The organism is Halobacillus sp. ABH2_015, assembly GCF_056158945.1.
Map to the genome: position 1 here is coordinate 645,065 of NZ_JBSWUG010000002.1, position 22,277 is coordinate 667,341.

Genomic DNA, 22,277 nt, shown 5'->3' on the forward strand with positions numbered 1-22,277 from the left:
ATAGAGCAGGTTTATAAAAAGGAAGTAAAAGGAAGAAGAGGTTTAGATGATATTTGGAAGGGAGTTTTTACGATGGAAGAACGTATTGACTATTTAGTCCGGTGGCTGCAGGATAAAGTCGAAGAAGCAGGGGCAGATGGAGCCCTTGTCGGGATCAGCGGCGGAATTGATTCAGCTGTCGTCTCCTACCTTGTTAAAAAGGCATTCCCTGAACAGTCGCTTGGTGTCCTGCTGCCGATCAACAAAGAGATGGAGGAACAGACGGATGCGCTGGCCGTTGTAGAAGGGGCGGACCTTGATTACATCGGTATCAATCTGACGGACGCCTATGAAACGACGTATCAGGCAGTAAAAGGACAGATTGAGGAGAAAGGGGACTGGAAGGAGGATAAATCGCAGCTGGGTGGAGCGAACCTGAAGGCGCGCCTCCGCATGAGTACACTGTATGCCGTTGGAAACAACTACAATTATCTTGTTGTTGGAACGGATAATGCCGCAGAGGATTATACAGGCTACTTTACCAAGTACGGGGATGGTGGCGTTGACCTCGTACCGTTGATTAACTTGAGAAAAGAAGAAGTCCGGGAAATGGCGGGAGCGCTGGATGTGCCTTCCTCCGTTATTGAGAAAAAACCGAGTGCAGAGTTGTGGGAAGGGCAGACGGACGAAGATGAGCTCGGCATGTCCTATGATACGATTGACGCTTATCTGCGCGGGGAGAAAATCGATCCCGAAGATGAGAAACAGCTGAAAGACAGACATAAACAGACGGCCCATAAGCGCCAGATTCCTGCAGGGCCGGAAGAATACCGGGGAGATTAAACATGAAATCGTCCACGGCCCTTCTTATTATTGATATGATGAATACATTGGATTTTGACGGGGGAAAGGACCTGTTGGAGTATGCTCTTCCTGCGGCTGAAGATCTGCAGAGCTTCAAGCAAGAAATGAAGGAGCAGGGGATTCCTGTCATTTATGTGAATGACAACTTCGGTCTGTGGCAGGACAACGCCTCCGACATCATAGATACATGCCGCCAGTCCAGGGGAGAGCCGCTGGTGGAGCTTACGCAACCGGAAGAGGATGACTTCTTCATCATTAAGCCGAAGCATTCCGGTTTTTTCGGGACGCAGTTGGAGATTCTTTTGAATCAGCTTGAAGTGAGCCGGTTGATTTTATCAGGAGTCGCCGGAGACATTTGTGTTCTGTTTACAGCGAACGATGCGTATATGAGGGATTATGAGCTGTGGGTTCCTTCGAATCTCTCGGCCTCGGAATCGCGTGAAGGGAACGATAATGCGATGAAAATCATCCGTAGATCGCTCGGAGCAGAAACCGCCCCGACATCCGAACGGAAACTGCAGGATGTCTTTTCCGTTGACAAATGAACGCGAATCTCCTATATTAAAGAAGATGAATCGTCTGTTCCACGCAGAACGATCCTTATAACAAAGGAGAATGATGTATGAGTGTGGTTGTTCTTAACTAATCCATGAACTGGATACGTTTCTAATCAGGTGTAAAAAGTGTGCACGGTTGCATGCTTGTTTAAGTGCCGCCTTTTTAGGAACAGTTAAGAACAAGCATAAGCATAGCCTGGACAGATACGTCTTTGAAGCTGTGGCTGCTTTTCAGTCACAGCTTTTTTGTATCCCGTGGAACAGACGACGTTCACACAAAAGTCCGCGATGAGCTTATTTCAGCTTGCCGCGGGCTTTTTTATATGGATAAATATAGGAGGATTCACATTGAACGACCAAACTTTTCAAGTATTGGAATATCATGAAATTTTGAACCGTACAGCTGAGCATGCCCATACAGAACTGGGAAAGCAGACCATTATTGAATCAAGACCGATTCAAGATCGAAAACGACTGGAACTGATGCACGAGGAAGTAGAAGAAGCCAAAGCCATCCTCGCCACCCAGAGCCGTGTCCCGCTCCATACGCTCGCTGACATTCAGGGAATGTTGGAGCAGGCGCAGAAAGGCCTCTACCTTCAACCGAGACAGCTGATGGTTCTGCTTTCTTTCCTGGATCATTGTACGAAACTGAAGCGGTTTATGAAGGGGCAGCAGCTGATCGCTCCGAGGATTGCTTTCTATGCAGAATCCATGACGGAGCTGACCAGTCTTGAAGAAAATATCGCCTCAGCAATCCGCCATGCGCAGGTCGACGACCATGCTTCAAAGGAGCTCGCAAAGATCAGGAGAAAAAGAGAGAAGAAAACAGAGGAAATCAAGGAACGAATGAACAGCCTGGCTAAAAAGTATGCGTCCATCATGCAGGAGGCACGTCCCATGGATAAAGGCGGCCGGTGGACACTGCCGGTGAAAAGGGAGCAGCGCTCAAAAATGAAAGGAACCGTGCTGGATCAATCGGCGTCTGGAGCCACTCTCTTTGTTGAACCGGAAGAAGTGACCCGCCTTCAGGAAGAACGGCAGCTATTGACGTTCAGTGAGGAGCAGGAAGTCGAACAGATTTTATATACGTTGACTGGAGCGGTGCTGGAGCATGAACAGGATCTCTCCATAGCTGTCGAGACGATGCATCAGTATGATGTTTTATTCGCGAAGGCCAAATACAGTCGTCTGACGGGGGCTCATACACCGGTATTTACCGATCACGAGTTGAAAATCAATCAGGGCCGGCATCCGATGCTCGGAGAGAAGGCGGTGCCCCTGACCCTTCACATGAATGAAGGGGAACAGGCGCTGCTTATTACAGGTCCCAATACCGGCGGAAAGACGGTTACATTGAAAACCGTCGGCTTGTTCTGCCTGATGGCCCAGACAGGACTTCACATTCCCGCAGAGCCGGGAAGTCTTCTTCCGTTATACCAGTCGATTTATGTGGACATTGGGGACGGTCAGAGCATTGAGGAGAATTTGAGTACGTTCAGCTCACGTTTGACGAACTTGATTGACATTTTACAAAAAGCGAACGACCATTCGCTGTTGTTATTAGACGAAATAGGATCCGGTACAGAACCTGGAGAGGGGATGGGGCTTGCAACAGCCATCCTGGATCAGCTGGCTGCCAAAGGATCGGATATTCTGGCTACGACTCATTATAGTGAAATGAAAGCTTATGCGAAGGAAAAGGATGGGTTCATCAACGGTGCGATGGCATTTGATCTGGAAACGTTGAAGCCGACGTATCAGCTGCAGACGGGTACAGCCGGCGAGAGCCAGGCGTTCGACATCGCTTATAAGCTCGGACTGCATCCGGATATTCTTAACCACGCTCATCAGATCACCTACAAGGAAGAGGCATCCTATAAGCTGGAGGAAGAACAGCGCAAACATTCCTCTTATGCCAGTCAGGTGGCCGGCAACCGGTATAAGAAGAACCGGAAGCGTAACGACAGCAAACAGCCGCCTTCTTTCAAAATGGGCGATAATGTGCAGGTCCCTGATTCAGATGCGGCCGGTATCGTCTACACAGGCCCGGATGCAAGAGGTAATTATGTAGTTCAAGTGAAGGGGGAGAAGCAGACGTACAATCATAAACGGTTGAAACTGCATATCCCGGCCGAAGAGCTTTACCCGGAAGATTACGATTTTGATATCATTTTCAAGTCGAAGGAATACAGGAAAATCGACCGGATGATGAACCGCAAGTATGTGGAGGGGCTCACCTTGGAGGACGAAGAGTAAAGACAGCAGAATTCTGTCTGGAATTTTTATTCCGTGGTATGCTTAAAGAAATTCAACACGACAAGGGAGGCCTCTGTGTGAAGAAAAAAAGGATATGGACGGCCGGCATCATCGTTCTGCTTATAGGCGCAGCATTTGCTGTCCCTGAGATTTACTCCTATGTAACAGAGCGGAATTATGAGAGTGAGGAAGTGGGCGCATCAGAAATTCCGGAAGGGTACGAAACAGCTGTGCTGGCTGGAGGGTGTTTCTGGTGTATGGAGCCACCGTTTGAAAAATTGAAGGGCGTCCATAGTGTCGTCTCCGGCTATACCGGTGGAGATGTGGAAAATCCGACTTATGAAGAAGTGTCTGCCGGGGGGACCGGCCACATTGAAGCGGTGCAAGTTTATTTCGACCCTGATGTGATTTCCTATGCGCAGATCCTTGATGTTTTCTGGAGGCAGATCAATCCGACGGATGATGAAGGTCAGTTTGTAGACCGCGGGTATCAATATACATCAGCGGTGTTTTATCTTAATGACGAGCAGAGACAGACGGCTGAACAGTCCCGCAGAGAACTCGAACAGTCCGGACGGTTCGATGAGGACATCGTAACACGCATTGTGGAAGCAGAGACATTTTACCGGGCGGAAGAATATCATCAGGATTATTACAAGAAAAACAAGCTCCGCTATGACTACTACCGAGGAAATTCCGGGCGTGACCAATACCTTGAAGAAACGTGGGCAGAAGATCTGAACGTGGATCTTCCCCGAAAATAAAAATAAAAGCCTTTCCGCTTCAAAGCGGAAAGGCTTTTTAATATTGTTTCGTTTCCTGTGATATTTCAGGATTGGCATCTACTTCAGGATCTATATTGGTGTATCCTACATAACTGAAACCAAGCACAATGATTACCATGACAGCCATTAACACTCTACGCATCTTTCTATTCCTCCATCACTGCAGAAAATGTCGGTATACTGCAGCAGCCTGCTTCTTTTATTGTAAGCATTCTTTGAAAAGAACACAAGGTTCTGATGGATATTATGAAACCAATTTCAAACCGATGATACCGGTAAGGATACAGGCAATAAACAACAGCCGTTTCGGTGTTGCTTTCTCATTAAAAAAGAGGATGCCCAGCAGAACGGTTCCTGCCGATCCGATTCCTGTCCAGATCGCATAAGCCGTGCCGATCGGAAGGTCATTCAAAGACAAGGAGAGGAAATAAAGACTGCCGCTCATCGCAATGGCGGCACCCAGTGTCGGCAGCTTCTTTTTAAACCCATCCGACAATTTTAAAAAGAACATGGAAGTCATTTCCCCTGTTCCTGCGAGAATTAAGAAAATCCAAGCCATGTTATCCCTCCTGTGCCTGACTTGATGAAGCAGAATCTGTCATTTTCAATCCGATAATTCCCGTAATCAACAGAACGATGAAGAATATCTTCCCGATACCACCGGCATCGCCGAGAAAAATCATACCGACCAGCGCTGTTCCTACAGCCCCCACCCCGGTGAATATGGCGTAGCCTGTGCCTACATCCAGGCTTTTTAATGCCATTGTAAACAAAGCGAAGCTGATGATGATGCAGACGACGGTGATGGTGGAGTATAGAGGCTCGGTAAAGCCCTCGGACAGTTTCAAGCCGACCGCCCAGGCGATCTCAAACAAGGCGCCGACAAACAAATAGACCCATGGCATTTTACGATCCCTCCTGATGTTGTGTCTGGATGCCGAGCCAGAAAATTTCCCAGCTGCTGAGCTGGCGCTGTTCGAACACATCCTGATCATAGTAGTTTTCTTCCAAGAACAGACCGTCAATTAACGTATAAAAAGCAGAAGTCAGCGTATCTGTAGAAAGAGGGCGGATTTTCTTCTCCGCTATTCCTTTTTCCATGATCGGCTGAATGACAGCGGTCATTTGATCTTCCACCATAAGGAATACCTCTTTGATTTCAGCCGTAAACTTTTCAGGTGGGAAGAAGGTGACACGCTTAAAAAAAAGCCCTTCTGTGGAATGGGCCATGCGTTCTAAATAAAACCGGTAGAACTGGTGAAGCTGCGCTTTCACCGTCATTCCCTTCAGTTGTGGAGCTTGCTGCATGATCCGTTCCTTTTCCAAATCTCCGACGTGATAAAGCACATCGAGGAAGATGGCATCCTTATTGTCAAAGTGATTATAAAGAGACGGTTTTTTAATCCCGACAGCATCGGCGATCATCGTCAACGACGTGTTCTCATAGCCATGTCTGGCGAAAAGGCGTAAACTTTCCTGCCTGATTGTTTCTTTTGTCATCCAATCATCCTTCCTGACTACAAACTAACGGTCGTTAGTCTTTAGTTTACCACGTTTGAATTCTTCAGTCCAGTTCACCGTAAATTCGACATGTTTAGTCATAGGGTGCAAAGGGAATGATACTTCAAAAGAGACAGAAGACAGGGAAGGAATGTCTCTATAGAGAATTCCAAGTAGAAAGGGTTTGAGTAGGTGAATCAGTACAGACTCGATCGATACGAAGGTTCATACGCAATCCTTGTAGAGGATTCAGAGTTTCAGAATGAATTGTACGTGTTGAAAGAACGACTGATCGGTTTTGTGAAACCGGGAGACTGCCTGGAAATTGAATTTGATACTATAGGAAACTTAAAGCACGTTGCTATCATATCTACGCCTGACAAAATGGAAAAAGCATAAAAAAGAGTGCGTCATCATTGTTCAAACAGAACCTGATGGCGCACTTTTTTTGTTTTAAGACCGTTCATTCCAGCCAAATATAATGAGGAGGCTTATGTATGATTTTACAGGCGGCCATGGATCTTCTGGATGAAGGGGTATTGATTTCTGATGATCAGTATATCATTACCTATGTCAATCCGGCATTTATTGAATTGTTTGGTCTTCAGGGAAATCAAGCAGCGGGGGAGTCCCTTCACACACTCTTTCCGGATATCGATCCGGAGAGGCGGGTGGTGACAAATTCAACGAAAGAACAAAGGCCTTTGATTGTAGATGATTATCCGATGCATTGGCAGGGGGAGGAGTATGTATTCAAGGTTCATACCCGACCATTTACATATGAAGGGAAGGGCTACAATCTAACCAGGATTTTTGACAGGACCCAATCCTATTACAGGGAGAAACAGCTGATCCACATCATTGAGGAAATGACGGCGAACATCGTAAAAGTGGCTGATGGCTTTGCCCTGCTTCCCCTGCAGCCGATCCTCAGGGAAGAGCAGAAGGAGGTCCTCCTGACCCGTGTGCCGGAGCTTTGTCAAAACCAGCGGATCAATCGTCTGGCTGTTCAATTTTCTGGAATCGTGTCCGTAGAAGATGAATGGGTGCACCTGCTTAGAGACTTGATTGTCAGCCTCCAGCTGCTTGGTATTGAAGTGGTTCTTGCTGGAATGCGTCCACAGGTGGTGATGCAGTTCACACAGAACCGGATCAGTCTGTCCGGTGTGCGGACGTTCAAAAACCTTCCTCAAGCCGCAGACTACTTTTTAAATAAGCGGAAGTAAGGAAGTGGTCTTCTTCGGGTTCTGGAAGTATTTGTACCCTGCCGGAACTGTTCCTGTTTGATGTGGACATTCAGCGGAAAGAAAAAAAGCTTGTAGAGAAACTAGGTTTCTCTACAAGCTAAGGCGCATGAGACATGCGCCTCTTTTTCATCTCCGTACTTCTTTTTTCAATTCGTGATCCTTAATTTCCGCCTGTGGCAGCATGATGGATGGAAAATCGAAGGGGTCCAGATGCTGACCGTTCCGGATGCGGTTCGGTGCATCCGGATTTTGGAGCGCTGTTGTACCGAGACTGATGAAATCAGCCTCTTCGCTGCTCAACAGCTGCAGGGCTTTGTATGTCTCATGAAGACCGCCGTTGGCAATGACAGGAAGACCACTGAACATCTTCGCAGCGGCAGCCATGGAAAGGGAACCCTCTCCGAAGCTGGAGGCTGTTCCGTCTTTATCTGTTACATGGATGAAATCGATCGGAGATTCACCGAGTTTACCGAAGATGGTTTTGGCATCTGTTTCACCAAGAGCCCAGCGATGTTCGCCATCGGAGGCTTTCCCCTGCGAAATCCGAATGCCGAGAAGGTAATCATGGCCGACTTCCCGCCTGACTTCCTTGATGACTTCAAGAATATACCGCATCCGGTTGGTCGTTGTTCCTCCGTACTGATCTTCTCTCTGGTTGAAATAATCGGTCATGAACTGATCCAGCAGGTAACCATTGGCTCCGTGGAGCTCTACGCCGTCAAACCCTGCTTCCTTAGCCAGTCGTGCAGAGTGTGCGAAGGACTGCTTGATTTCTTCCAGTTCCGCATGAGTGGCTGCTTTCGGGGTAGGGAACGGGCCTTTCCCACCGTAAAAAGGCAGCTGATCATTTTTAGGGGCCACAGCTGAAGGGGCGATGGTTTGGTCCGTGTAGGCGTTTCCCTGCGACTGGGCACCTGCGTGCATGATTTGAGCAATGAACAGGGATCCATGCTGATGAACGCCCCGGACGATTGGCTTCCAGGCGTCCCGGTGCTGTTCGTCGGCAAGCCCCGGCTGGTTTGAGTATCCCTGGGAGTAGGTACGGTCCGGGTAGATGCCCTCGCTGATGACTGCTCCGAATCCACCTTTAGCATAGCGCTCATAATACTGCTTCATCCGCTCATTGGCTGTCCCGTTATTGGCCGCGCTGACTCTTGTCATCGGTGCGACCACATAGCGGTTTTTAAAGTGGTTGTCCTGAACGATCTTTTCTTCAAATAAAGGGGTGATATCGCTGGTCATAATTTCCTCTCCTTCCACAGGTCCATATCCGTTCCACTGAGGCTTCAAACCGATTCAGTGTGCTATAATACAAACAAATGTTCTTGGAAGGTGAATCACTATGGAAAAACTGATGGAAGGATTGAACGAAGCTCAGCAGGAGGCTGTCGTTTCTACGGAAGGATACATCCGCGTCGTGGCCGGTGCAGGTTCGGGGAAAACGAGAGCACTGACGCACCGGTATGCGTTTATCGTCAATGAACTGGGCGTGGATCCGGCCCATGTATTATCTGTAACCTTTACGAATAAGGCAGCTCATGAAATGAGGAGAAGGGTGAAGCGCCTGATCGGCGGCGAACAGGATACAGGATTCATTACGACTTATCACGGCTTCTGCGTCCGTGTGCTCCGAGAGGATATCCATCGTCTCTTCTATCCGAAAAATTTCTCCATTTTAGACGTCGAAGACCAGAAAACACTGCTGCGGGAGATATTTGAAGATATGGGGTTGAAGATGAATGAGAAAACCTTCAAGCGCCTTCTGGACAAGATCGGAATATTGAAAGGAAATACCCATTATGTCCAACAGATGATCATGCGCGGCGGCATGCCTGCGGCTGATGAATCCGGTGACCTGGACGGGCAGATTCTACAACACTATTTGAAAAAACAAAAACGCGTGTACGGCCTGGATTTCGATGACCTGCTGAATTTCGTCTTTGTCCTTTTTGAACAATATCCGGATGTACTGTCCAAATGGCAGGACCGTCTGTATTACATCCAGGTCGATGAATTCCAGGACAGCAGTCTGAAGCAGTTCGAACTTGTACGCATGCTCGCACAGGAACATGAGAACCTGTTCGTTGTTGGTGACCCCGATCAGACGATCTATGAATGGCGGGGGGCGGATCCGAAGTATATGGTCGAGTTCGACGAATTTTTCCCGGGGGCACAGACAGTCTTTCTGAAGGAAAATTACCGTTCCACCCCTGAAATCCTCTCCCTTGGCAATGCGCTGATTAAAAATAACTACTTCCGTGTGGATAAGGATATGCTTCCTGTCCACCCGCCTGGAGTCAAAGCGGTCCATTACCACGGAAAAAACGACATACAGGAAGCGAAATGGATTGTTCAGCAGATTCAAAGTCTTGTTGAGGAAAAGCAGGCGCGGCTCAGTGATGTGGCTGTTTTATACAGAGCAGGTTATTTATCGCGTTATGTGGAGCAGGAACTTATGGCGGAAAACCTGGAGTATACTATTTTCGGAGGTTTTAAATTTTTTGACCGGATGGAGATCAAGGATGCGCTCGCTCATCTGAAAATGATCGCTGCAGGAGATGACTTATCGTTTTCAAGACTGATCAATGTGCCGAAAAGGCAGATCGGTAAAAAACGGATGGCCTTTATCCGTCAGAGGGCAGAGGCAGAGAGGCTTTCTTATTATGAGACCTTGAAAAAATACGCGGATCATGAGCAGCTTCAGCGGACAGGGGCCAAAGCATTCATTGGTGCCATGGAGGAACTCAAGGAGAGGAAGAAAGAATTGAACGTGTCGGAACTGCTGCAGGAAGCGATGCAGAAGACGGGGTATGAAGCCTGCCGCCGCGAAGACGGGGACCAGGAACGCCTGGATAATCTGGCCGAACTGCTTCACTCCATCGTCCAGTATGAACAGACGCTCGGAGAAGATATCGATTTGGATGAGTACCTGCAGATGATTTCTTTGTATACCGATCACGACAGAGAAGAGCGTACGGATACGATCAAACTAATGACGATCCATACTGCCAAAGGTCTGGAATTCCCCTATGTTTTTGTGATCGGCATGACAGAAGGGGTCATGCCAAGTGTGCGGACCATCCGTCAGCGGAAGGAGCGTGGGCTTGAAGAAGAGCGGAGACTTGCCTATGTCGCCGTTACCCGTGCCGAAAAGGCGTTGTATATGACGGAGTCGGAGGGCTTTCAAAATGGAGGGCAGAAAAAATATCCGTCCCGCTTCATCTTTGAGGTGAACGAAGATTTATATGAGCGTGTCGGGGACCTGGATCCAGCCCTTATAGAAGAAGCGGAGGATTACATCCGGGCCTCTCACCATTTAAAACAAGAGGCTCCTCAAAAAGGGTTTGAAAAAGGAACACGTGTCCATCATCCCGTGTTCGGCATCGGGACTATTCAATCCATTGATGAAAAGAAGAACACGTACCTTGTTTTCTTCGATAACCTGAAGGCACCAAGGCCGATCAGCCGGATGTTTAAGAAACTGGAAAAAGTTCAATGAATACGGCAGTCTGTGACCACATAAAAAAGCTGCGGGGAAGGTTTCCCGGCAGCTTTTATAGATGATTGGCGATTTCCACAGCTTTTTCCGAACGCTCTTCAGCAGGGCCGTAATATTCAACCTGATAGATGATATCTTCTTCTCCTTCATACCATTCCACAAACACATGTGTCTCTTTTTCCAGTACGCCTGCCAGCGCTCCGGAATCCAATGGTACCTGCAGTTCGGATTCCTGCAGGATGTTTCCGGGACTGTATAAGGTCGTAACGACAGCTTTCTGCTCGGTATCGGATGTATAGGTTACCTCGGCTTCATTTTCTCCAACAGAGGATTCCACCATGGTCACTTCAAAAGGCATATCAGAAGGCAGGCCAAGGTTTTCCTGCTGTGTTTCAGAAAGGTTCTGGATAGGATCTGCGAAGTCCTCGGGATAAGCAGCGGTTAAATCTTCATAGGATAAATTTTGTGAGGAACAGGCAGCCAGAAAAAATAATCCTGTCAGCATCAACCAACGTTTCATAGTCATTCCACTCCTTGTGTCGATAAGAAAACAATCGCTCTTATTTTATCATACTTTTCTCTCATCATTGACGGAAAAAAGACACATAGAATGAAACGAATAGGGAATTGTATCGTATAATAGAGTAAAGAGATCAGGCTTCATCATAGACAGACTGGGAAACTTAACAGGAGAAAACTTGGAAAAGAAAGGGAGGAAACGATGGAATCCATTCAAATCCGCTCGTTTCGCGAACAAGACTTTGATAGTGTTCATCAGTTGAATCAACAAGAAGGATGGGAGGGGCTTGTGCAGTATAATGAAGAAACGCTGTGCGCCTGGATCAATTCGGAACCTGCCCTCGTGGCCGTGGATGAATCTGGAGAACTCGTCGGTTATTTGAGAGGATTGACCGACGGGACGACCACTTTGTACATCTGTGAACTCCTCGTTAAGGAATCCTGCCGCAAGCAGGGAATTGCCGAACAGCTTGTAAGAACCGCCCATGAATGCTATCCGAACGCCCGCGTGGACATGCTGGCTACAGAAAGCTCGGAAGGCTACTATTCTCATTCAGGCTACCGCTCGTTCTATGGTTTTCGTAAAGCAGCCGAAGAAATGTAAAAAAACTGACCCCGGAGACGGGGTCAGTTTTTTCGTTTCTGCATGAATTGGGCTTCTTCCTGAGGAGAGAGCACACCTGTGGCTTTGCCGACGTTCCCGTTCTGAAGCGTCCAGATCCGGTTATGGTCCTCATCAGCCGTTGAGAAATCACCTGCGTGCCATTTCGTCAGGATCTCTTCATATGTCTGTCTATGAGTAAGCGTGGTCTGATCCAATCCCTCAAGCAGCCACTCAATACGTTCCGGGTGGATAGTTGTAAATCCCCACTTTTTATCGGCTTTCACTTTCTGGTGGGACATGGAGTGGATGTAGCTTTGATAATCGGAATCTGTCAGTTCGCTTTGGCTTTTTTCATGACCGAATGGATTTTTACCTTCTTCCTCATAGGTCTGAAGCTTTTCATCTGCTTCCTCAGCGGATTCTTCTACGGCTTCCTTGACTTCTTGTTCTGTCATTGCTTCAGCCTGTGTGCTCATCAAATACCAGCCTGTGCCGGCAGCTGCGAGCAGAAGAAGGACGGTGGATAAGATCCATTTCTTCATACCTCTGCCCCCTGTTTAAGAATTTTCTTCCAATATATCAAGTATAAAGGAGATGGCGGCAGGAGGAAAGGTCTGGGACATAAGAATTATTGATCCATATAATGAGCGGCTTTTGCAGCCCAGGAACGAGGAAGCAGTTTCGCCGCATAAGCCATCGTCTGGTTGGCCGGCCCGGGAATGATGACACGGCGGCCTTTAACAAAGCCGACAAACCCTGATTTAGCAACAGCTTCCGGTGTCATCGTCTGCTTGACCAGCTTCGTATGCTCTGCCTGAGCTGTCTTGAAGAAGTTGGTTTCTGTTGCGCCCGGGCACAGCGTCGAGATTGTGACGTTCGTGTCCCTCAATTCCTCCACAAGAGCTTCGGAGAAGGAAAGGACGTAGGCTTTGGATGCATAATATACGGCCATTTTCGGCCCGGGCTGAAACGCCGCAGTGCTGGCGATATTCAGGATGCCTTTTGGAATGGAGCGGAATCGTGCCGCTTTGATTTCCGGCAGAAACAGGTGGGTGAGCTCTGTGAGTGCATTGACGTTGACTTGCAGCATTTTCTGCTGGTCTAACAGCGGAAGCTCCTCAAACAGGCCGTTCAGGCCGAACCCTGCATTGTTCACGAGCACGGTGACGTTCAAGCCGAGTTCTTTGACTTTGTCGTAAACAATTTGGGCGGCCCCGGGTTCTGACAGATCCTGCGGAAGAATGGTAACGGGGTGGCCATCCAATTCATTTCGCAGCTCCTCGAGTTTATCTTCAGATCTTGCTACAACGATCAAGTTATAACCAGCCTTCGCGAAAAGCAGGGAAAGTTCATACCCGATTCCCCCGGAAGCTCCGGTAATCAGTGCAGTCGGCTTCATGCAAATCTCTCCTTTAGACAATCCAATAGTTTTATTGACAATAGTCTATACCCTATTGGGTGGGAGTACAACTCTTCTTCCTTTTGATCCGTAAATTTTGACATTCAGGAGAGTCTGGTGCTTTTCTTCAAACGTTTCGTTCCTGCATAAAGGAGAAGGATGGTAAGCGCGGCTGTGACGAGACTGGTGTACCATAAATCCTCAGGCACTTCTCCCGTAATGAGAAGAGAACGAAGGTAGGAGGACAGCCGTGCGGGACTCCAGGCGAGGTACTTGGAAAACAGACTGGTGACCAGGCTCATGGTCATGAGGGCTGCCAGTGTGAAAAACAGGACGAGGCCGGGGATACGTGACCAGGCATTCATAAAAAGACTGATGCTCGTAAGAAATAAAATCCACAAGCTGTAGAAAAAGATCACTCCGGCTGCGGCCGTAAAGGACACATCTCCAAAAAGGAGCTGGACGTAATACCAGCTCGCTGTCAGGCCGATGGCAGCAGAGAGGATCAACAGTGTGGAAGCAGCCGCCCACTTCGCCGTCAGGTAAGAAAAGTAAGAGACCGGTTTCACGAGGATCAGCTCCGCCACCCCTGATTTTTTCTCTCCGGAGATTGTGCCCATCGTGATGAGTGCAAGGACGAGGATACCCAGCGTGTTCAGCTGGGAAATGCTCATCATGAACACCTCGGAAGGGGGAGGGGTGGGCAGGTCAAAGACCGCCCCTTCCGGAAGACCTCCGGCAGCTTCAATAATCACCGGAAGATAATAGGTGGACAAGGGGTCAAGGATACAGAAGAGAATAAAGACAAGAGGTACCCAAATCCATTTGTAATTCCTGATCATTTCAAGCCATTCCTTCTTATAGATGGTGATCCACTGCATGGTTTTTCACCGCCTTTATAAATAAATCTTCCAATGTCGGCCGTCCGACTTCGAAGTGGACAAGCGGCCATTCGTTTCGTGAGGCTTCCTCCAGGACTTTCTTCCTGACCATTCCACTGTCCGACACATAGAGGTGAAGGGTCTGTTTATGCCATTCCACACGATTGACCTCGGGCCATGCGCTCACATAATCCTTCCAATTTTCGGTGTCCATCGAAAACTGGAGGGTTAGTTTTTCCATAGGATGGCGGGATTTCACATCATCAATCGACCCAGATTCAATCATCTTTCCTTGATGCATCAGTAGAATTTCATCACTCACTTCTTCAGCGTCGTTCAGGATATGGGTGGAGTAGAGCAGGAGGGTTTCCTGTTTCAGCTCTTCCATCAGTTCCAGAACTTCCCGGCGCCCGATTGGATCCAAGGCAGATACCGGTTCATCAAGCAGGAGAACGCCGGGGGTGTGTATGACCGCCTGTGCGATGCCGAGGCGCTGCTTCATCCCTCCGGAGTACCGGGCGATTCTTTTGTTCTGAAACTCTTTCATCCCCAACCGGTCCAGCGTCTTATCCGCCTGTTGCCCTGCCTCCTGCTTGGAGAGGCCGGCAAGACGGGCGGCATATAACAGGAATTCCCGTCCTGTCATCCATCCATGAAATTGAGGATGCTGAGGCAGGTAGCCGATGTGAGCGCGGATATCCCCGGGTGTTCCTTCAAGGTGTATCGTTCCGGAATCAGGAATGAGCAGTCCGGCTATGAGACGCAGGGTGGTCGTTTTCCCTGCGCCGTTCGGACCGAGAAGAGCCATGCATCTGCCTTTTTCCAACTGAAAGGATACGTCGTCCACAACAGGGTGCCGGCCGAACGATTTCGTGAGGTTGTTCACCTGCATCATCCTTCCTCACTCCTTCCGAAAATAAAGTAGGCGACAGGCCCGAGCGTATTGACAAAAATAATCAGCAGCACCCACATCCACTTCGGGCCGCGTGTTTCTTTTGTTCCTGCCAGGCTGATGAGCGCGGTTACCATTAAAATCAACTGGACAGCCATCAGCGGGAGGAGAACAGGGAGGTTGTCCGTGAGCATGTGGAGAACCCCCGCTGTCATTGTGGACTCCTTTCTGCAAGGGTGACCGCTGTTCCGTAGGCGATGATTTCAGAAGCGGCACTCGTAATAGAGGACGTTTCCAGGCGGACGGCAATGACAGCATCAGCCCCTTTCTCCTCTGCATGTTGAATCAATCGTCCGATGGCCTGCTGACGGGCGCTGTCCATCATACTTGTATAATCTTTAATTTCTCCCCCGACAAGATTCTTTAATCCCGCCAGAATATCTTTTCCCACGTTTTTCGACTGGACTGTACTGCCACGCACAAATCCTTTCACTTCCTGAACGTCATATCCAGGAACAAATTCAGTAGTCACGATAATCATTCCAGTGTTCCTCCTTTTTTTCTTCCTTGGCTTCCTTCCACAGCTTTATGATTACGAGTGTGAAAGCTGCATAAGAGATGAGTAGAAGAGCGATTCCCGTCCAGATGGACACAAACAGGATAAGAGCGTAAGCTGCCAGTTGTGCGGCTGTACCTGCCGCAATGAGGATCATCTTCATTCTGTTGGATCCTTCCAGATTGTTTTGCACAGGATGATGAATACGATGGTTGGGAAAGGGAATTGAATCAGTCCGACAAGGCCCCACAGCCAGGGGGTCCGTCCGCGTTTTTTTGCCTGGATGAACAACAGGGTGCTCTGGGTGATCAGGATGGCGGCAATGATTCCCCACCCCCAGACAGGGATTTCTTCAGGTCCATAATGCTTCATTTATCGATCATCACCATTTCTCTTTTCTCCTTCCAAACATACCCAAGCAGCACGGCAGCGGCTGTTCCTTGAATGATGATGAACAGGGCCGGTACGAAATAAAAACTGAGTGCGAGCCCAGTGATCATCATAAGAGCGGCCGTCCATAACAGCATCAATTCCTTCCACAGCCTCTCATGCCATGCTTTCCTTTCCTCTCTCACAAGCGTTTCGAAATACAGGAGGGGGGGTTCGTCCGTGTCCAGCTGCTGATCCATCTGCTGGAACCCCTGCTTCAGCTTTTCCTCAAGAGAAAGGTTCTTCTTGTCATCCATGTTCATTCAACTCCTTTCGCAGCTTCTCCATACCATAATGCACCCGTGATTTCACCGTTCCGGTTCTGGATTTCGTCATGTCAGCGATTTCCTTGTATTCACACCCATAGTAATGTTTCAAGAGGACGGGGATCCGGTATTTTTCATCAAGGTTCCAGAGAGCCTCCTGAACGTCCAACCATTCTTCTGGAAGCTGCTGCGGGGTCTGCAGTTTTAGTCGTTCCTTTTCCTGCTGGTCCAGTTTTTCGTTTCTCTGTTGTTTTCGTCGTGTATCGATATACGTATGGGTAGCGATGCGGATCAGCCACGTGGAGAATTTGGACGTTCCCCGGTACTGGTCAATCTTCTGGATGGCTTTCATGAGCGTGTCCTGGGTGACGTCATAGGCCAGCTGTTCATCGCCGCACATTTTCCATACATATTTCATCACAAAGGAGTAGTGTTCTTTCAGGAGCCGGGCAAGACTTTCTTCGTCTCCATTCCTGGCACGTGTCAAATCGTTGGCTTCCATAATCATTCCTCTCTTCCCGCCTGTATATAAGACGTCACTGGCTGTGGATGCGTTCAAAAGAAATCCCGGTTTTTTTGTGGTGTGCTTTTCCTGGAGCCGTTCAGCGTTTCTTATATTATAAACAGATAGCTTTGAAGAACCGCAGCGGTTTGTTAAGGTGGAAATAGAGTTGCTGGAAATTCTCCGGTTGACTTTATTATCTGAATTTTATAGACTGTGAGAAAGTATTTTATAAATGAATACAAAGTTAGTTGAGAAGAGAATGAGTTGAGTTGAGGAATAGGATGAGCAGAGCAGAGCCGAGTAAGAGCGAGGAACCGCTGGACGTACGGAGCTGGTTGGTTGCCTGGCCGAACCCCTTTATTTCATCCACTCATTTTTTCATTCCTCAACGTCTCGTTCTCCATAAACCCTTTATGGAGAGGTGAGCGAATGACCACTTACGAAACATTTCAAACCGATGCGGAAGCGTACCGCACCATTCCCATCAGTCAATCCTTTTTTACAGATACGATTACACCCATTCATATGTTTCATGCATTGAAAGATGAAGCTGTCTTTATGCTTGAAAGCCAGGACCCGGAATCCCCGTGGTCGAATTTTTCATTCATTGGACTCGATCCCATGGTCCAGGTGAAAGAGAAAAGCGGCCGGTTTCTTATTGAAGATTACCGTCTGCAGACAACAGCATACGAAGAGACCTTCAAGGCCGCTTATGAAAAAGTGGTGCGCGATCTGGAGGTGAAGCAGCCGGAAATCGATCTTCCATTTAAAGGAGGCGGGGTCGGTTACATCAGCTACGATGCCATCTCAGATTTCGAACCGGTGGAACCGGCGGAACAGGATGACCTGAATCTTGCCCGCTACCACCTGCTGTTCTGCCAGACCTTGATCGCCTACCATCATAAAACGAAAGAAACGACGATTCTTTCCTTCGGAAGAGTCGACGAGCCAGAGACTTCCCGTGAAGTTTATGATACGACGAAGGCACGCATCAAAGAGATTACAAGCCGTTTGAGAAAAGGCAGCGATTTGGAAGATTTGATGCTTGGGGAGGAATCGGGAGAAGAGCAGGAACTCGTCCTTTCCAGCAACTATGAGCCGGAAAAATTCAGGCAGGATGTGGAAACGATTAAAGAGTACATCCGGGCCGGGGATGTTTTCCAGGCTGTTTTATCCCAGCGCTTCCACACCATTACAGACCGTACAGGCTTCGAGCTTTACCGGGTGCTGCGGAAAGTGAACCCATCTCCTTATATGTTCTACTTGAATATGGAGGATGTCGAAGTGATCGGAAGTTCGCCGGAGCGGCTGCTTGAAGTACAGAACGGGCAGCTTGAAATCCATCCCATTGCCGGAACAAGGAAGCGCGGGCAGACTCAGGAGGAAGATGACCAGCTGGTAGAGGAACTCCTTGCAGATGAAAAAGAACTGGCCGAGCACAGAATGCTCGTCGATCTTGCCAGAAACGATATCGGCCGTGTCGCTGAATTCGGAAGTGTGGACGTTCGTGAGTATATGACGATCGGGCGTTTCTCGAAGGTGATGCATATCATCAGTAAGGTGACGGGGCAGTTGAAGGAAGGGGTTTCACCGATCGATGCCCTTATTTCCTCCTTCCCGGCCGGAACGTTATCCGGAGCACCGAAGGTCAGGGCCATGCAGATCCTTCGTGAACTGGAGCCTACACCGCGTAATCTTTACGGCGGCGGCATCCTTTACCTTGGGTTTGATGGGAATATCGATTCCTGCATTACCATCCGTACAATGACTTTAACGAATAAAAATTTATATATTCAGGCCGGAGCCGGTGTGGTTGCCGATTCCGATCCTGAGGCTGAATATCAGGAAACACTGAACAAAGCCAGCGCCTTGAAGAGAACGATCGAGTTAGCAGAGCAGGTATTTTCGAGCCGAGAAGGAGTGGAGATGAGATGAAACAAACGTTGAGCCGGGTTGTAGCCGGAGAGTCCATGAGCGAGCAGGAAGCCTTTGAAACGATGAACACGATCATGAATGGAGGAGCCACAACCGGACAGTTGATGAGTATGCTGAGTGTCATGAGCTACCGCGGGGAAACCGTCGAGGAGATGACCGGGTTCGTCCGCGCCATGCGTGAGAACATGACAAGGATGGATGTGGACGATGCTTCCCTCGTAGATACGTGCGGGACCGGCGGCGATGGTGCATCCACTTTCAATATTTCGACGGCGGTATCACTCGTTCTAGCCAGTATGGGCGTGAAGGTCGCCAAGCATGGCAATCGGAAAGTTTCCTCGAAAAGTGGAAGCGCCGATGTTCTGGAATCTCTCGGTGTTCCAATTGATACGACACCGGAGCAGGGAGCGAAAGCCTTGGAGGAAAAGGGAATGACCTTCATGTTTGCTCCTCTTTATCATCAGGCTATGAAGCATGCCGGTCCAGCACGTCAGGAGCTTGGGTTCCGTACGGTGTTCAATCTGCTTGGACCGATGTCCAATCCGGCCAATGCAAGACGTCAGCTGATCGGGATTTATGACACAGCTTATGCCGAGAAAATGGCTGAAACCCTTTATAAGCTGGGTTCCGAACACGTCCTGCTCGCCACCGGCCGTGACGGTCTGGACGAAATTACGATTACCGGGGAAACCGATCTTGTGGAAATGAAGGACGGGAACATCCGCCGCTTTACAGTCAAACCGGAAGACTTCGGGATGGCCAGAGGAAACATTGAAGACATTCAAATAACAGAAACTGAGGAAAGTGCCGCCATCATTAAAGCCGTCCTTTATAACCGGGCAGGGGAAACAGCGGCATCGATCGTTACCTTGAATGCAGCAGCCGGGCTGTATGTGGCTGGTAGAGCAGAAACGCTGGAAGACGGTGTCATGCAGGTCCGCGAGGCCATTCAATCCGGCAGGACCAAAGAGTACTATGAATCTATCGCGTCAGAAAGGGAGAATCGCCAGTATGCTTGAAACCATCTTAGCTGTGAAACATCAGGAAATTGAAAAAATGTACCTGCCTGAGGAACAGTCCTTCCCGAGGCATTCCTTATATGAAGCGTTGAACGGGGCAGATCCATCCGGACTGATCGCCGAAGTGAAGAAGGCTTCCCCTTCCAAGGGTATCATCCGTGAAGACTTCAACCCTGTCCGCATTGCGCATGATTACGCCGAAGCAGGCGCCCATGCCATATCTGTTTTGACCGATCAGCACTTTTTCCAGGGGCATCGCGATTATTTGACACAGATCAAGCAGGTCGTGGACATTCCTGTCATGAGAAAAGATTTTATCATCGATTCCGCCCAGGTCGTTGAAAGTGCGTATATCGGTGCCGATGCGATTCTTCTGATCGGTGAGGCGCTGGAAGCGGAGAAGCTTCACGAGCTTTACAACCAGGCCTATGAGCTGGGAATGGAAGTGCTTGTGGAAGTGCACAGTGAAGAGACCCTTGAAAAAGTGCTGGACCAGTTCACACCGAAAATCCTGGGCATCAACAACCGCAACCTGCATACGTTCGAGACATCCTTGAAGCAGACCGAACGGATGGCGGTTCTTGCACCGGAGGAATCGCTGCTCGTTTCGGAAAGCGGCATTTTCACAAATGAAGATGTTCAACAAGCCGCCGGGTATGGGGCGAAGGGGGTTCTTGTTGGAGAATCGCTGATGAGGCAGGATGATATCAAAAAAGCAGTACGTACCCTGCTTGAAGGAGTGGAGGTCCAGTGAGGGAGCCTATTGTGAAATTGTGCGGCAACCAGTCGCTTTCTGACACAGCGAAAACGGCCTCCTCCAAAGCCTCTCATCTCGGCTTCATTTTTGTGAAGCGGACGAAGCGCTATGTGCGCCCTGAGCGTGTAGGTCGCTGGATTAAGAAAATCCGTCCGCGACAGAAGCTTGTCGGGGTGTTCATTGACCCTACAATAGATGAACTGGAGGAAATTCTCCATTTCGTGCCGTTGGATGTCATTCAGCTGCACGGGAACGAGACCGTTTCCCAGCTGCTGCAGATCAAAGAAGCTTTTGGTCTTCCGGTCTGGAAGGTTGTTCATCATCAGGATGGTGGTCTCGACCAGATGGACGTATTTAAAGGCGTCGCGGACGGTTTTATCGTGGACAGCAAAGTCGAGGGGGCATCCGGAGGTACAGGGGTCCGGTTTGACTGGGAAGCGGTCCCTGCCTACAGGGATGCCGCTTTTGATCAAGGAGTGCCCTGCCTGATCGCTGGTGGAATCAAGCCTGAAAACGTTGGTAAACTGTTGAGTTACCAGCCGGAGGGTATCGATATTTCCAGCGGGATTGAACGAGAAAATAAAAAAGATATTGGTAAAATACAAGCGATTATGAAAGAGGTGGAAGCAAATGTTGCAAGCATTTCCTGATATTAAAGGCCGATTCGGTGACTTCGGGGGCAAATACGTACCGGAAACGTTGATGGGCCCGCTTCAAGAGCTTGAAGAAGCTCTGGATGAAGCTATGGCGGATCCTGAATTCCAAAATGAATACCATCATGTGCTCAAAGAATACGCGGGGCGTCCGACTTCTTTGACGTATGCCGATAAAATCTCCGAGCACCTCGGCGGAGCGAAAATCTATTTGAAGCGTGAGGATTTGAACCATACCGGCGCCCACAAACTGAACAATGCGATTGGACAGGCTCTTCTGGCTAAGCGGATGGGCAAGGAAAAGATCATCGCTGAAACCGGAGCCGGTCAGCACGGTGTCGCTTCTGCCACGGTCGCTGCCAAATTCGGTCTGGAATGTATCGTATTTATGGGTGAGGAGGATATCCGCAGGCAGGAGCTGAACGTTTTCCGTATGAAGCTGCTCGGTGCTGAAGTCGTATCTGTTTCCAGTGGGAACGGCACATTGAAGGATGCAACGAACGAAGCGATCCGCTACTGGGTCGCGAATTGTGAAGATCACTTCTACCTGATCGGTTCTGTCGTCGGACCGCACCCGTACCCTCGGATGGTCCGCGATTTCCAACGTATCATCGGAGACGAATCAAGACGTCAGTTCCTTGCGGTTGAAGAAACTCTTCCGGACCGCATATATGCCTGTGTCGGCGGCGGAAGTAATGCAATGGGTATGTTCTACCCATTCCTACAGGACGACAGTGCCCTTGTCGGGGTGGAGGCAGCAGGAAAAGGCATTGATACACCGGAACATGCCGCCACGCTGTCTAAAGGAACGCCGGGTGTCATTCACGGATCGCTGACATACTTGATGCAGGATGATAACGGACAAATTACCGAGCCGTATTCCATCTCGGCAGGCCTTGATTATCCGGGCATCGGCCCTGAACATGCACACCTTTTCCAGACAAAGCAGGTCCGCTATGAAGCTGTGACGGATCAGGAGGCCCTGGACGCGCTGAAGCTTCTTACGCAGACAGAAGGCATTATCCCGGCCATTGAAAGTGCCCACGCTCTTGCTCAGGCTTTCAAGGAAGCCGGAAGCATGGAAGCGGATGAGACGATTCTCATCAACCTGTCCGGACGCGGGGATAAGGATATGGCAACACTGATGGAACATTTCCAGGAGGAGGTTTAAC

The 22,277-nt window shown here is 49.1% G+C and carries 29 protein-coding genes; 13 read left to right on the forward strand and 16 right to left on the reverse strand.

All coding sequences use genetic code 11. The annotated features are described in order from the left end of the window. The first annotated feature begins 72 nt into the window (after positions 1-72). The 4 genes from nadE (at position 73) to msrA (ending at position 4,423) form a co-directional block, all read left to right on the forward strand. Positions 73-822, forward strand: a complete 750-nt coding sequence (gene nadE / locus ACXAD6_RS03205) for an NAD(+) synthase (RefSeq protein WP_474967616.1) — start codon at positions 73-75, stop codon at positions 820-822. 2 nt (positions 823-824) lie between these two features. Beyond that, the gene (locus ACXAD6_RS03210) at positions 825-1,388 is read left to right on the forward strand and encodes a cysteine hydrolase family protein (protein ID WP_474967617.1); all 564 of its coding nucleotides are present in this window, start codon (positions 825-827) and stop codon (positions 1,386-1,388) included. 360 nt (positions 1,389-1,748) lie between these two features. Then, positions 1,749-3,659, forward strand: a complete 1,911-nt coding sequence (locus tag ACXAD6_RS03215) for an endonuclease MutS2 (RefSeq protein WP_474967618.1) — start codon at positions 1,749-1,751, stop codon at positions 3,657-3,659. Between the two features lie 77 nt (positions 3,660-3,736). Then, positions 3,737-4,423, forward strand: coding sequence for a peptide-methionine (S)-S-oxide reductase MsrA (gene msrA, locus ACXAD6_RS03220; RefSeq protein WP_474967619.1), 687 nt, complete (start codon positions 3,737-3,739; stop codon positions 4,421-4,423). A 37-nt stretch (positions 4,424-4,460) separates the two neighbouring features. On the opposite strand, the gene ACXAD6_RS03225 is transcribed toward msrA, so the two are convergent. The 4 genes from ACXAD6_RS03225 to ACXAD6_RS03240 all read right to left on the reverse strand — a co-directional run bounded on the left by ACXAD6_RS03225 (position 4,461) and on the right by ACXAD6_RS03240 (position 5,944). Then, positions 4,461-4,586, reverse strand: coding sequence for a hypothetical protein (locus tag ACXAD6_RS03225; protein ID WP_474967620.1), 126 nt, complete (start codon positions 4,584-4,586; stop codon positions 4,461-4,463). Positions 4,587-4,688: 102 nt separating this feature from the next. Then, positions 4,689-5,003 (reverse strand): DMT family transporter, encoded by a 315-nt coding sequence (locus tag ACXAD6_RS03230; RefSeq protein ID WP_474967621.1) that lies wholly within the window; start codon positions 5,001-5,003, stop codon positions 4,689-4,691. 1 nt (position 5,004) lies between these two features. Next, entirely contained in the window at positions 5,005-5,349 is a 345-nt protein-coding gene (locus ACXAD6_RS03235; RefSeq protein ID WP_027956121.1) for a DMT family transporter, read from the reverse strand. A gap of 1 nt (position 5,350) precedes the next feature. Next, entirely contained in the window at positions 5,351-5,944 is a 594-nt protein-coding gene (locus ACXAD6_RS03240; RefSeq protein ID WP_474967622.1) for a TetR/AcrR family transcriptional regulator, read from the reverse strand. A 192-nt stretch (positions 5,945-6,136) separates the two neighbouring features. On the opposite strand from ACXAD6_RS03240, the gene ACXAD6_RS03245 reads away from it, so the two are divergent. Both ACXAD6_RS03245 and ACXAD6_RS03250 read left to right on the forward strand, forming a co-directional pair. Then, positions 6,137-6,343, forward strand: coding sequence for a hypothetical protein (locus tag ACXAD6_RS03245; RefSeq protein ID WP_027956119.1), 207 nt, complete (start codon positions 6,137-6,139; stop codon positions 6,341-6,343). A gap of 98 nt (positions 6,344-6,441) precedes the next feature. After that, positions 6,442-7,170, forward strand: a complete 729-nt coding sequence (locus ACXAD6_RS03250; protein WP_474967623.1) for a PAS domain-containing protein — start codon at positions 6,442-6,444, stop codon at positions 7,168-7,170. 147 nt (positions 7,171-7,317) lie between these two features. On the opposite strand, the gene ACXAD6_RS03255 is transcribed toward ACXAD6_RS03250, so the two are convergent. Next, positions 7,318-8,481, reverse strand: a complete 1,164-nt coding sequence (locus ACXAD6_RS03255; RefSeq protein WP_474967624.1) for an NADH:flavin oxidoreductase — start codon at positions 8,479-8,481, stop codon at positions 7,318-7,320. Positions 8,482-8,533: 52 nt separating this feature from the next. On the opposite strand from ACXAD6_RS03255, the gene ACXAD6_RS03260 reads away from it, so the two are divergent. Then, positions 8,534-10,690 (forward strand): ATP-dependent helicase, encoded by a 2,157-nt coding sequence (locus ACXAD6_RS03260; RefSeq protein WP_474967625.1) that lies wholly within the window; start codon positions 8,534-8,536, stop codon positions 10,688-10,690. A 55-nt stretch (positions 10,691-10,745) separates the two neighbouring features. Here the strand turns inward: ACXAD6_RS03260 and ACXAD6_RS03265 are convergent, their stop codons facing one another. Beyond that, the gene (locus ACXAD6_RS03265) at positions 10,746-11,210 is read right to left on the reverse strand and encodes a hypothetical protein (protein WP_474967626.1); all 465 of its coding nucleotides are present in this window, start codon (positions 11,208-11,210) and stop codon (positions 10,746-10,748) included. Between the two features lie 201 nt (positions 11,211-11,411). On the opposite strand from ACXAD6_RS03265, the gene ACXAD6_RS03270 reads away from it, so the two are divergent. Further along, entirely contained in the window at positions 11,412-11,813 is a 402-nt protein-coding gene (locus ACXAD6_RS03270; protein ID WP_474967627.1) for a GNAT family N-acetyltransferase, read from the forward strand. Between the two features lie 23 nt (positions 11,814-11,836). Here ACXAD6_RS03270 and ACXAD6_RS03275 read toward each other — a convergent pair whose 3' ends face one another. The 10 genes from ACXAD6_RS03275 to sigY all read right to left on the reverse strand — a co-directional run bounded on the left by ACXAD6_RS03275 (position 11,837) and on the right by sigY (position 16,738). Continuing rightward, positions 11,837-12,355 carry a DUF6241 domain-containing protein gene (locus tag ACXAD6_RS03275; protein ID WP_474967628.1) on the reverse strand — a complete coding sequence of 173 codons (519 nt, stop codon included), beginning with the start codon at positions 12,353-12,355 and terminating at the stop codon, positions 11,837-11,839. An 86-nt stretch (positions 12,356-12,441) separates the two neighbouring features. Beyond that, a complete protein-coding gene (locus tag ACXAD6_RS03280; protein WP_474967629.1) occupies positions 12,442-13,212 on the reverse strand; it encodes an SDR family NAD(P)-dependent oxidoreductase in 771 nt (256 codons plus the stop codon). A 104-nt stretch (positions 13,213-13,316) separates the two neighbouring features. Continuing rightward, on the reverse strand, positions 13,317-14,093 hold the full coding sequence (locus ACXAD6_RS03285; protein ID WP_474967630.1) for an ABC transporter permease: 777 nt from the start codon (positions 14,091-14,093) through the stop codon (positions 13,317-13,319). Continuing rightward, positions 14,071-14,988, reverse strand: a complete 918-nt coding sequence (locus ACXAD6_RS03290) for an ABC transporter ATP-binding protein (protein WP_474967631.1) — start codon at positions 14,986-14,988, stop codon at positions 14,071-14,073. Before ACXAD6_RS03290 ends, ACXAD6_RS03285 begins: the two co-directional genes overlap by 23 nt. Next, positions 14,985-15,200: a PLD nuclease N-terminal domain-containing protein gene (locus tag ACXAD6_RS03295; RefSeq protein WP_474967632.1), complete on the reverse strand. Its 216-nt coding sequence runs from the start codon at positions 15,198-15,200 to the stop codon at positions 14,985-14,987. The genes ACXAD6_RS03290 and ACXAD6_RS03295 overlap by 4 nt, the downstream gene beginning before the upstream one ends. Next, complete coding sequence (locus ACXAD6_RS03300; RefSeq protein ID WP_474967633.1) at positions 15,197-15,526, reverse strand: YbjQ family protein; 330 nt, start codon at positions 15,524-15,526, stop codon at positions 15,197-15,199. The genes ACXAD6_RS03295 and ACXAD6_RS03300 overlap by 4 nt, the downstream gene beginning before the upstream one ends. After that, the gene (locus ACXAD6_RS03305; RefSeq protein WP_474967634.1) at positions 15,507-15,704 is read right to left on the reverse strand and encodes a hypothetical protein; all 198 of its coding nucleotides are present in this window, start codon (positions 15,702-15,704) and stop codon (positions 15,507-15,509) included. The genes ACXAD6_RS03300 and ACXAD6_RS03305 overlap by 20 nt, the downstream gene beginning before the upstream one ends. Then, entirely contained in the window at positions 15,701-15,913 is a 213-nt protein-coding gene (locus ACXAD6_RS03310; RefSeq protein WP_474967635.1) for a sigma-Y antisigma factor component, read from the reverse strand. Before ACXAD6_RS03310 ends, ACXAD6_RS03305 begins: the two co-directional genes overlap by 4 nt. Continuing rightward, positions 15,910-16,227, reverse strand: a complete 318-nt coding sequence (locus ACXAD6_RS03315) for a YxlC family protein (protein WP_474967636.1) — start codon at positions 16,225-16,227, stop codon at positions 15,910-15,912. Before ACXAD6_RS03315 ends, ACXAD6_RS03310 begins: the two co-directional genes overlap by 4 nt. Beyond that, positions 16,220-16,738, reverse strand: coding sequence for an RNA polymerase sigma factor SigY (gene sigY / locus ACXAD6_RS03320; protein WP_474967637.1), 519 nt, complete (start codon positions 16,736-16,738; stop codon positions 16,220-16,222). The genes ACXAD6_RS03315 and sigY overlap by 8 nt, the downstream gene beginning before the upstream one ends. A 432-nt stretch (positions 16,739-17,170) precedes the next feature. Between sigY and trpE the strand changes: the two genes are divergently transcribed. The 5 genes from trpE to trpB are packed head-to-tail and all read left to right on the forward strand — an operon-like array spanning position 17,171 to position 22,276. Beyond that, entirely contained in the window at positions 17,171-18,676 is a 1,506-nt protein-coding gene (gene trpE / locus ACXAD6_RS03325) for an anthranilate synthase component I (protein WP_474967638.1), read from the forward strand. After that, the gene (trpD, locus tag ACXAD6_RS03330) at positions 18,673-19,695 is read left to right on the forward strand and encodes an anthranilate phosphoribosyltransferase (protein WP_474967639.1); all 1,023 of its coding nucleotides are present in this window, start codon (positions 18,673-18,675) and stop codon (positions 19,693-19,695) included. The genes trpE and trpD overlap by 4 nt, the downstream gene beginning before the upstream one ends. Then, positions 19,688-20,449, forward strand: coding sequence for an indole-3-glycerol phosphate synthase TrpC (gene trpC, locus ACXAD6_RS03335; protein WP_474967640.1), 762 nt, complete (start codon positions 19,688-19,690; stop codon positions 20,447-20,449). Before trpD ends, trpC begins: the two co-directional genes overlap by 8 nt. Beyond that, positions 20,446-21,102 (forward strand): phosphoribosylanthranilate isomerase, encoded by a 657-nt coding sequence (locus ACXAD6_RS03340; RefSeq protein ID WP_474967641.1) that lies wholly within the window; start codon positions 20,446-20,448, stop codon positions 21,100-21,102. Before trpC ends, ACXAD6_RS03340 begins: the two co-directional genes overlap by 4 nt. Further along, the gene (gene trpB / locus ACXAD6_RS03345; protein ID WP_474967642.1) at positions 21,083-22,276 is read left to right on the forward strand and encodes a tryptophan synthase subunit beta; all 1,194 of its coding nucleotides are present in this window, start codon (positions 21,083-21,085) and stop codon (positions 22,274-22,276) included. The genes ACXAD6_RS03340 and trpB overlap by 20 nt, the downstream gene beginning before the upstream one ends. The last annotated feature ends 1 nt before the right edge of the window (position 22,277 follow it).

What these genes read in the sequence shown, in the direction of transcription:
- ACXAD6_RS03280 (WP_474967629.1), bottom strand. Translation starts at nt 13,212, where the DNA reads ATGAAGCCGACTGCACTGATTACCGGAGCTTCCGGGGGAATCGGGTAT.
- ACXAD6_RS03225 (WP_474967620.1), bottom strand. Translation starts at nt 4,586, where the DNA reads ATGCGTAGAGTGTTAATGGCTGTCATGGTAATCATTGTGCTTGGTTTC.
- ACXAD6_RS03230 (WP_474967621.1), bottom strand. Translation starts at nt 5,003, where the DNA reads ATGGCTTGGATTTTCTTAATTCTCGCAGGAACAGGGGAAATGACTTCC.
- trpD (WP_474967639.1), top strand. Translation starts at nt 18,673, where the DNA reads ATGAAACAAACGTTGAGCCGGGTTGTAGCCGGAGAGTCCATGAGCGAG.
- ACXAD6_RS03310 (WP_474967635.1), bottom strand. Translation starts at nt 15,913, where the DNA reads ATGAAGCATTATGGACCTGAAGAAATCCCTGTCTGGGGGTGGGGAATC.
- sigY (WP_474967637.1), bottom strand. Translation starts at nt 16,738, where the DNA reads ATGGAAGCCAACGATTTGACACGTGCCAGGAATGGAGACGAAGAAAGT.
- ACXAD6_RS03240 (WP_474967622.1), bottom strand. Translation starts at nt 5,944, where the DNA reads ATGACAAAAGAAACAATCAGGCAGGAAAGTTTACGCCTTTTCGCCAGA.
- ACXAD6_RS03295 (WP_474967632.1), bottom strand. Translation starts at nt 15,200, where the DNA reads ATGACAGCGGGGGTTCTCCACATGCTCACGGACAACCTCCCTGTTCTC.
- trpC (WP_474967640.1), top strand. Translation starts at nt 19,688, where the DNA reads ATGCTTGAAACCATCTTAGCTGTGAAACATCAGGAAATTGAAAAAATG.
- ACXAD6_RS03210 (WP_474967617.1), top strand. Translation starts at nt 825, where the DNA reads ATGAAATCGTCCACGGCCCTTCTTATTATTGATATGATGAATACATTG.
- ACXAD6_RS03275 (WP_474967628.1), bottom strand. Translation starts at nt 12,355, where the DNA reads ATGAAGAAATGGATCTTATCCACCGTCCTTCTTCTGCTCGCAGCTGCC.
- trpB (WP_474967642.1), top strand. Translation starts at nt 21,083, where the DNA reads ATGTTGCAAGCATTTCCTGATATTAAAGGCCGATTCGGTGACTTCGGG.
- ACXAD6_RS03285 (WP_474967630.1), bottom strand. Translation starts at nt 14,093, where the DNA reads ATGCAGTGGATCACCATCTATAAGAAGGAATGGCTTGAAATGATCAGG.
- nadE (WP_474967616.1), top strand. Translation starts at nt 73, where the DNA reads ATGGAAGAACGTATTGACTATTTAGTCCGGTGGCTGCAGGATAAAGTC.
- ACXAD6_RS03315 (WP_474967636.1), bottom strand. Translation starts at nt 16,227, where the DNA reads ATGGATGACAAGAAGAACCTTTCTCTTGAGGAAAAGCTGAAGCAGGGG.
- ACXAD6_RS03290 (WP_474967631.1), bottom strand. Translation starts at nt 14,988, where the DNA reads ATGATGCAGGTGAACAACCTCACGAAATCGTTCGGCCGGCACCCTGTT.
- ACXAD6_RS03300 (WP_474967633.1), bottom strand. Translation starts at nt 15,526, where the DNA reads ATGATTATCGTGACTACTGAATTTGTTCCTGGATATGACGTTCAGGAA.
- trpE (WP_474967638.1), top strand. Translation starts at nt 17,171, where the DNA reads ATGACCACTTACGAAACATTTCAAACCGATGCGGAAGCGTACCGCACC.
- ACXAD6_RS03235 (WP_027956121.1), bottom strand. Translation starts at nt 5,349, where the DNA reads ATGCCATGGGTCTATTTGTTTGTCGGCGCCTTGTTTGAGATCGCCTGG.
- ACXAD6_RS03270 (WP_474967627.1), top strand. Translation starts at nt 11,412, where the DNA reads ATGGAATCCATTCAAATCCGCTCGTTTCGCGAACAAGACTTTGATAGT.
- ACXAD6_RS03260 (WP_474967625.1), top strand. Translation starts at nt 8,534, where the DNA reads ATGGAAAAACTGATGGAAGGATTGAACGAAGCTCAGCAGGAGGCTGTC.
- ACXAD6_RS03265 (WP_474967626.1), bottom strand. Translation starts at nt 11,210, where the DNA reads ATGAAACGTTGGTTGATGCTGACAGGATTATTTTTTCTGGCTGCCTGT.
- ACXAD6_RS03250 (WP_474967623.1), top strand. Translation starts at nt 6,442, where the DNA reads ATGATTTTACAGGCGGCCATGGATCTTCTGGATGAAGGGGTATTGATT.
- ACXAD6_RS03305 (WP_474967634.1), bottom strand. Translation starts at nt 15,704, where the DNA reads ATGAAGATGATCCTCATTGCGGCAGGTACAGCCGCACAACTGGCAGCT.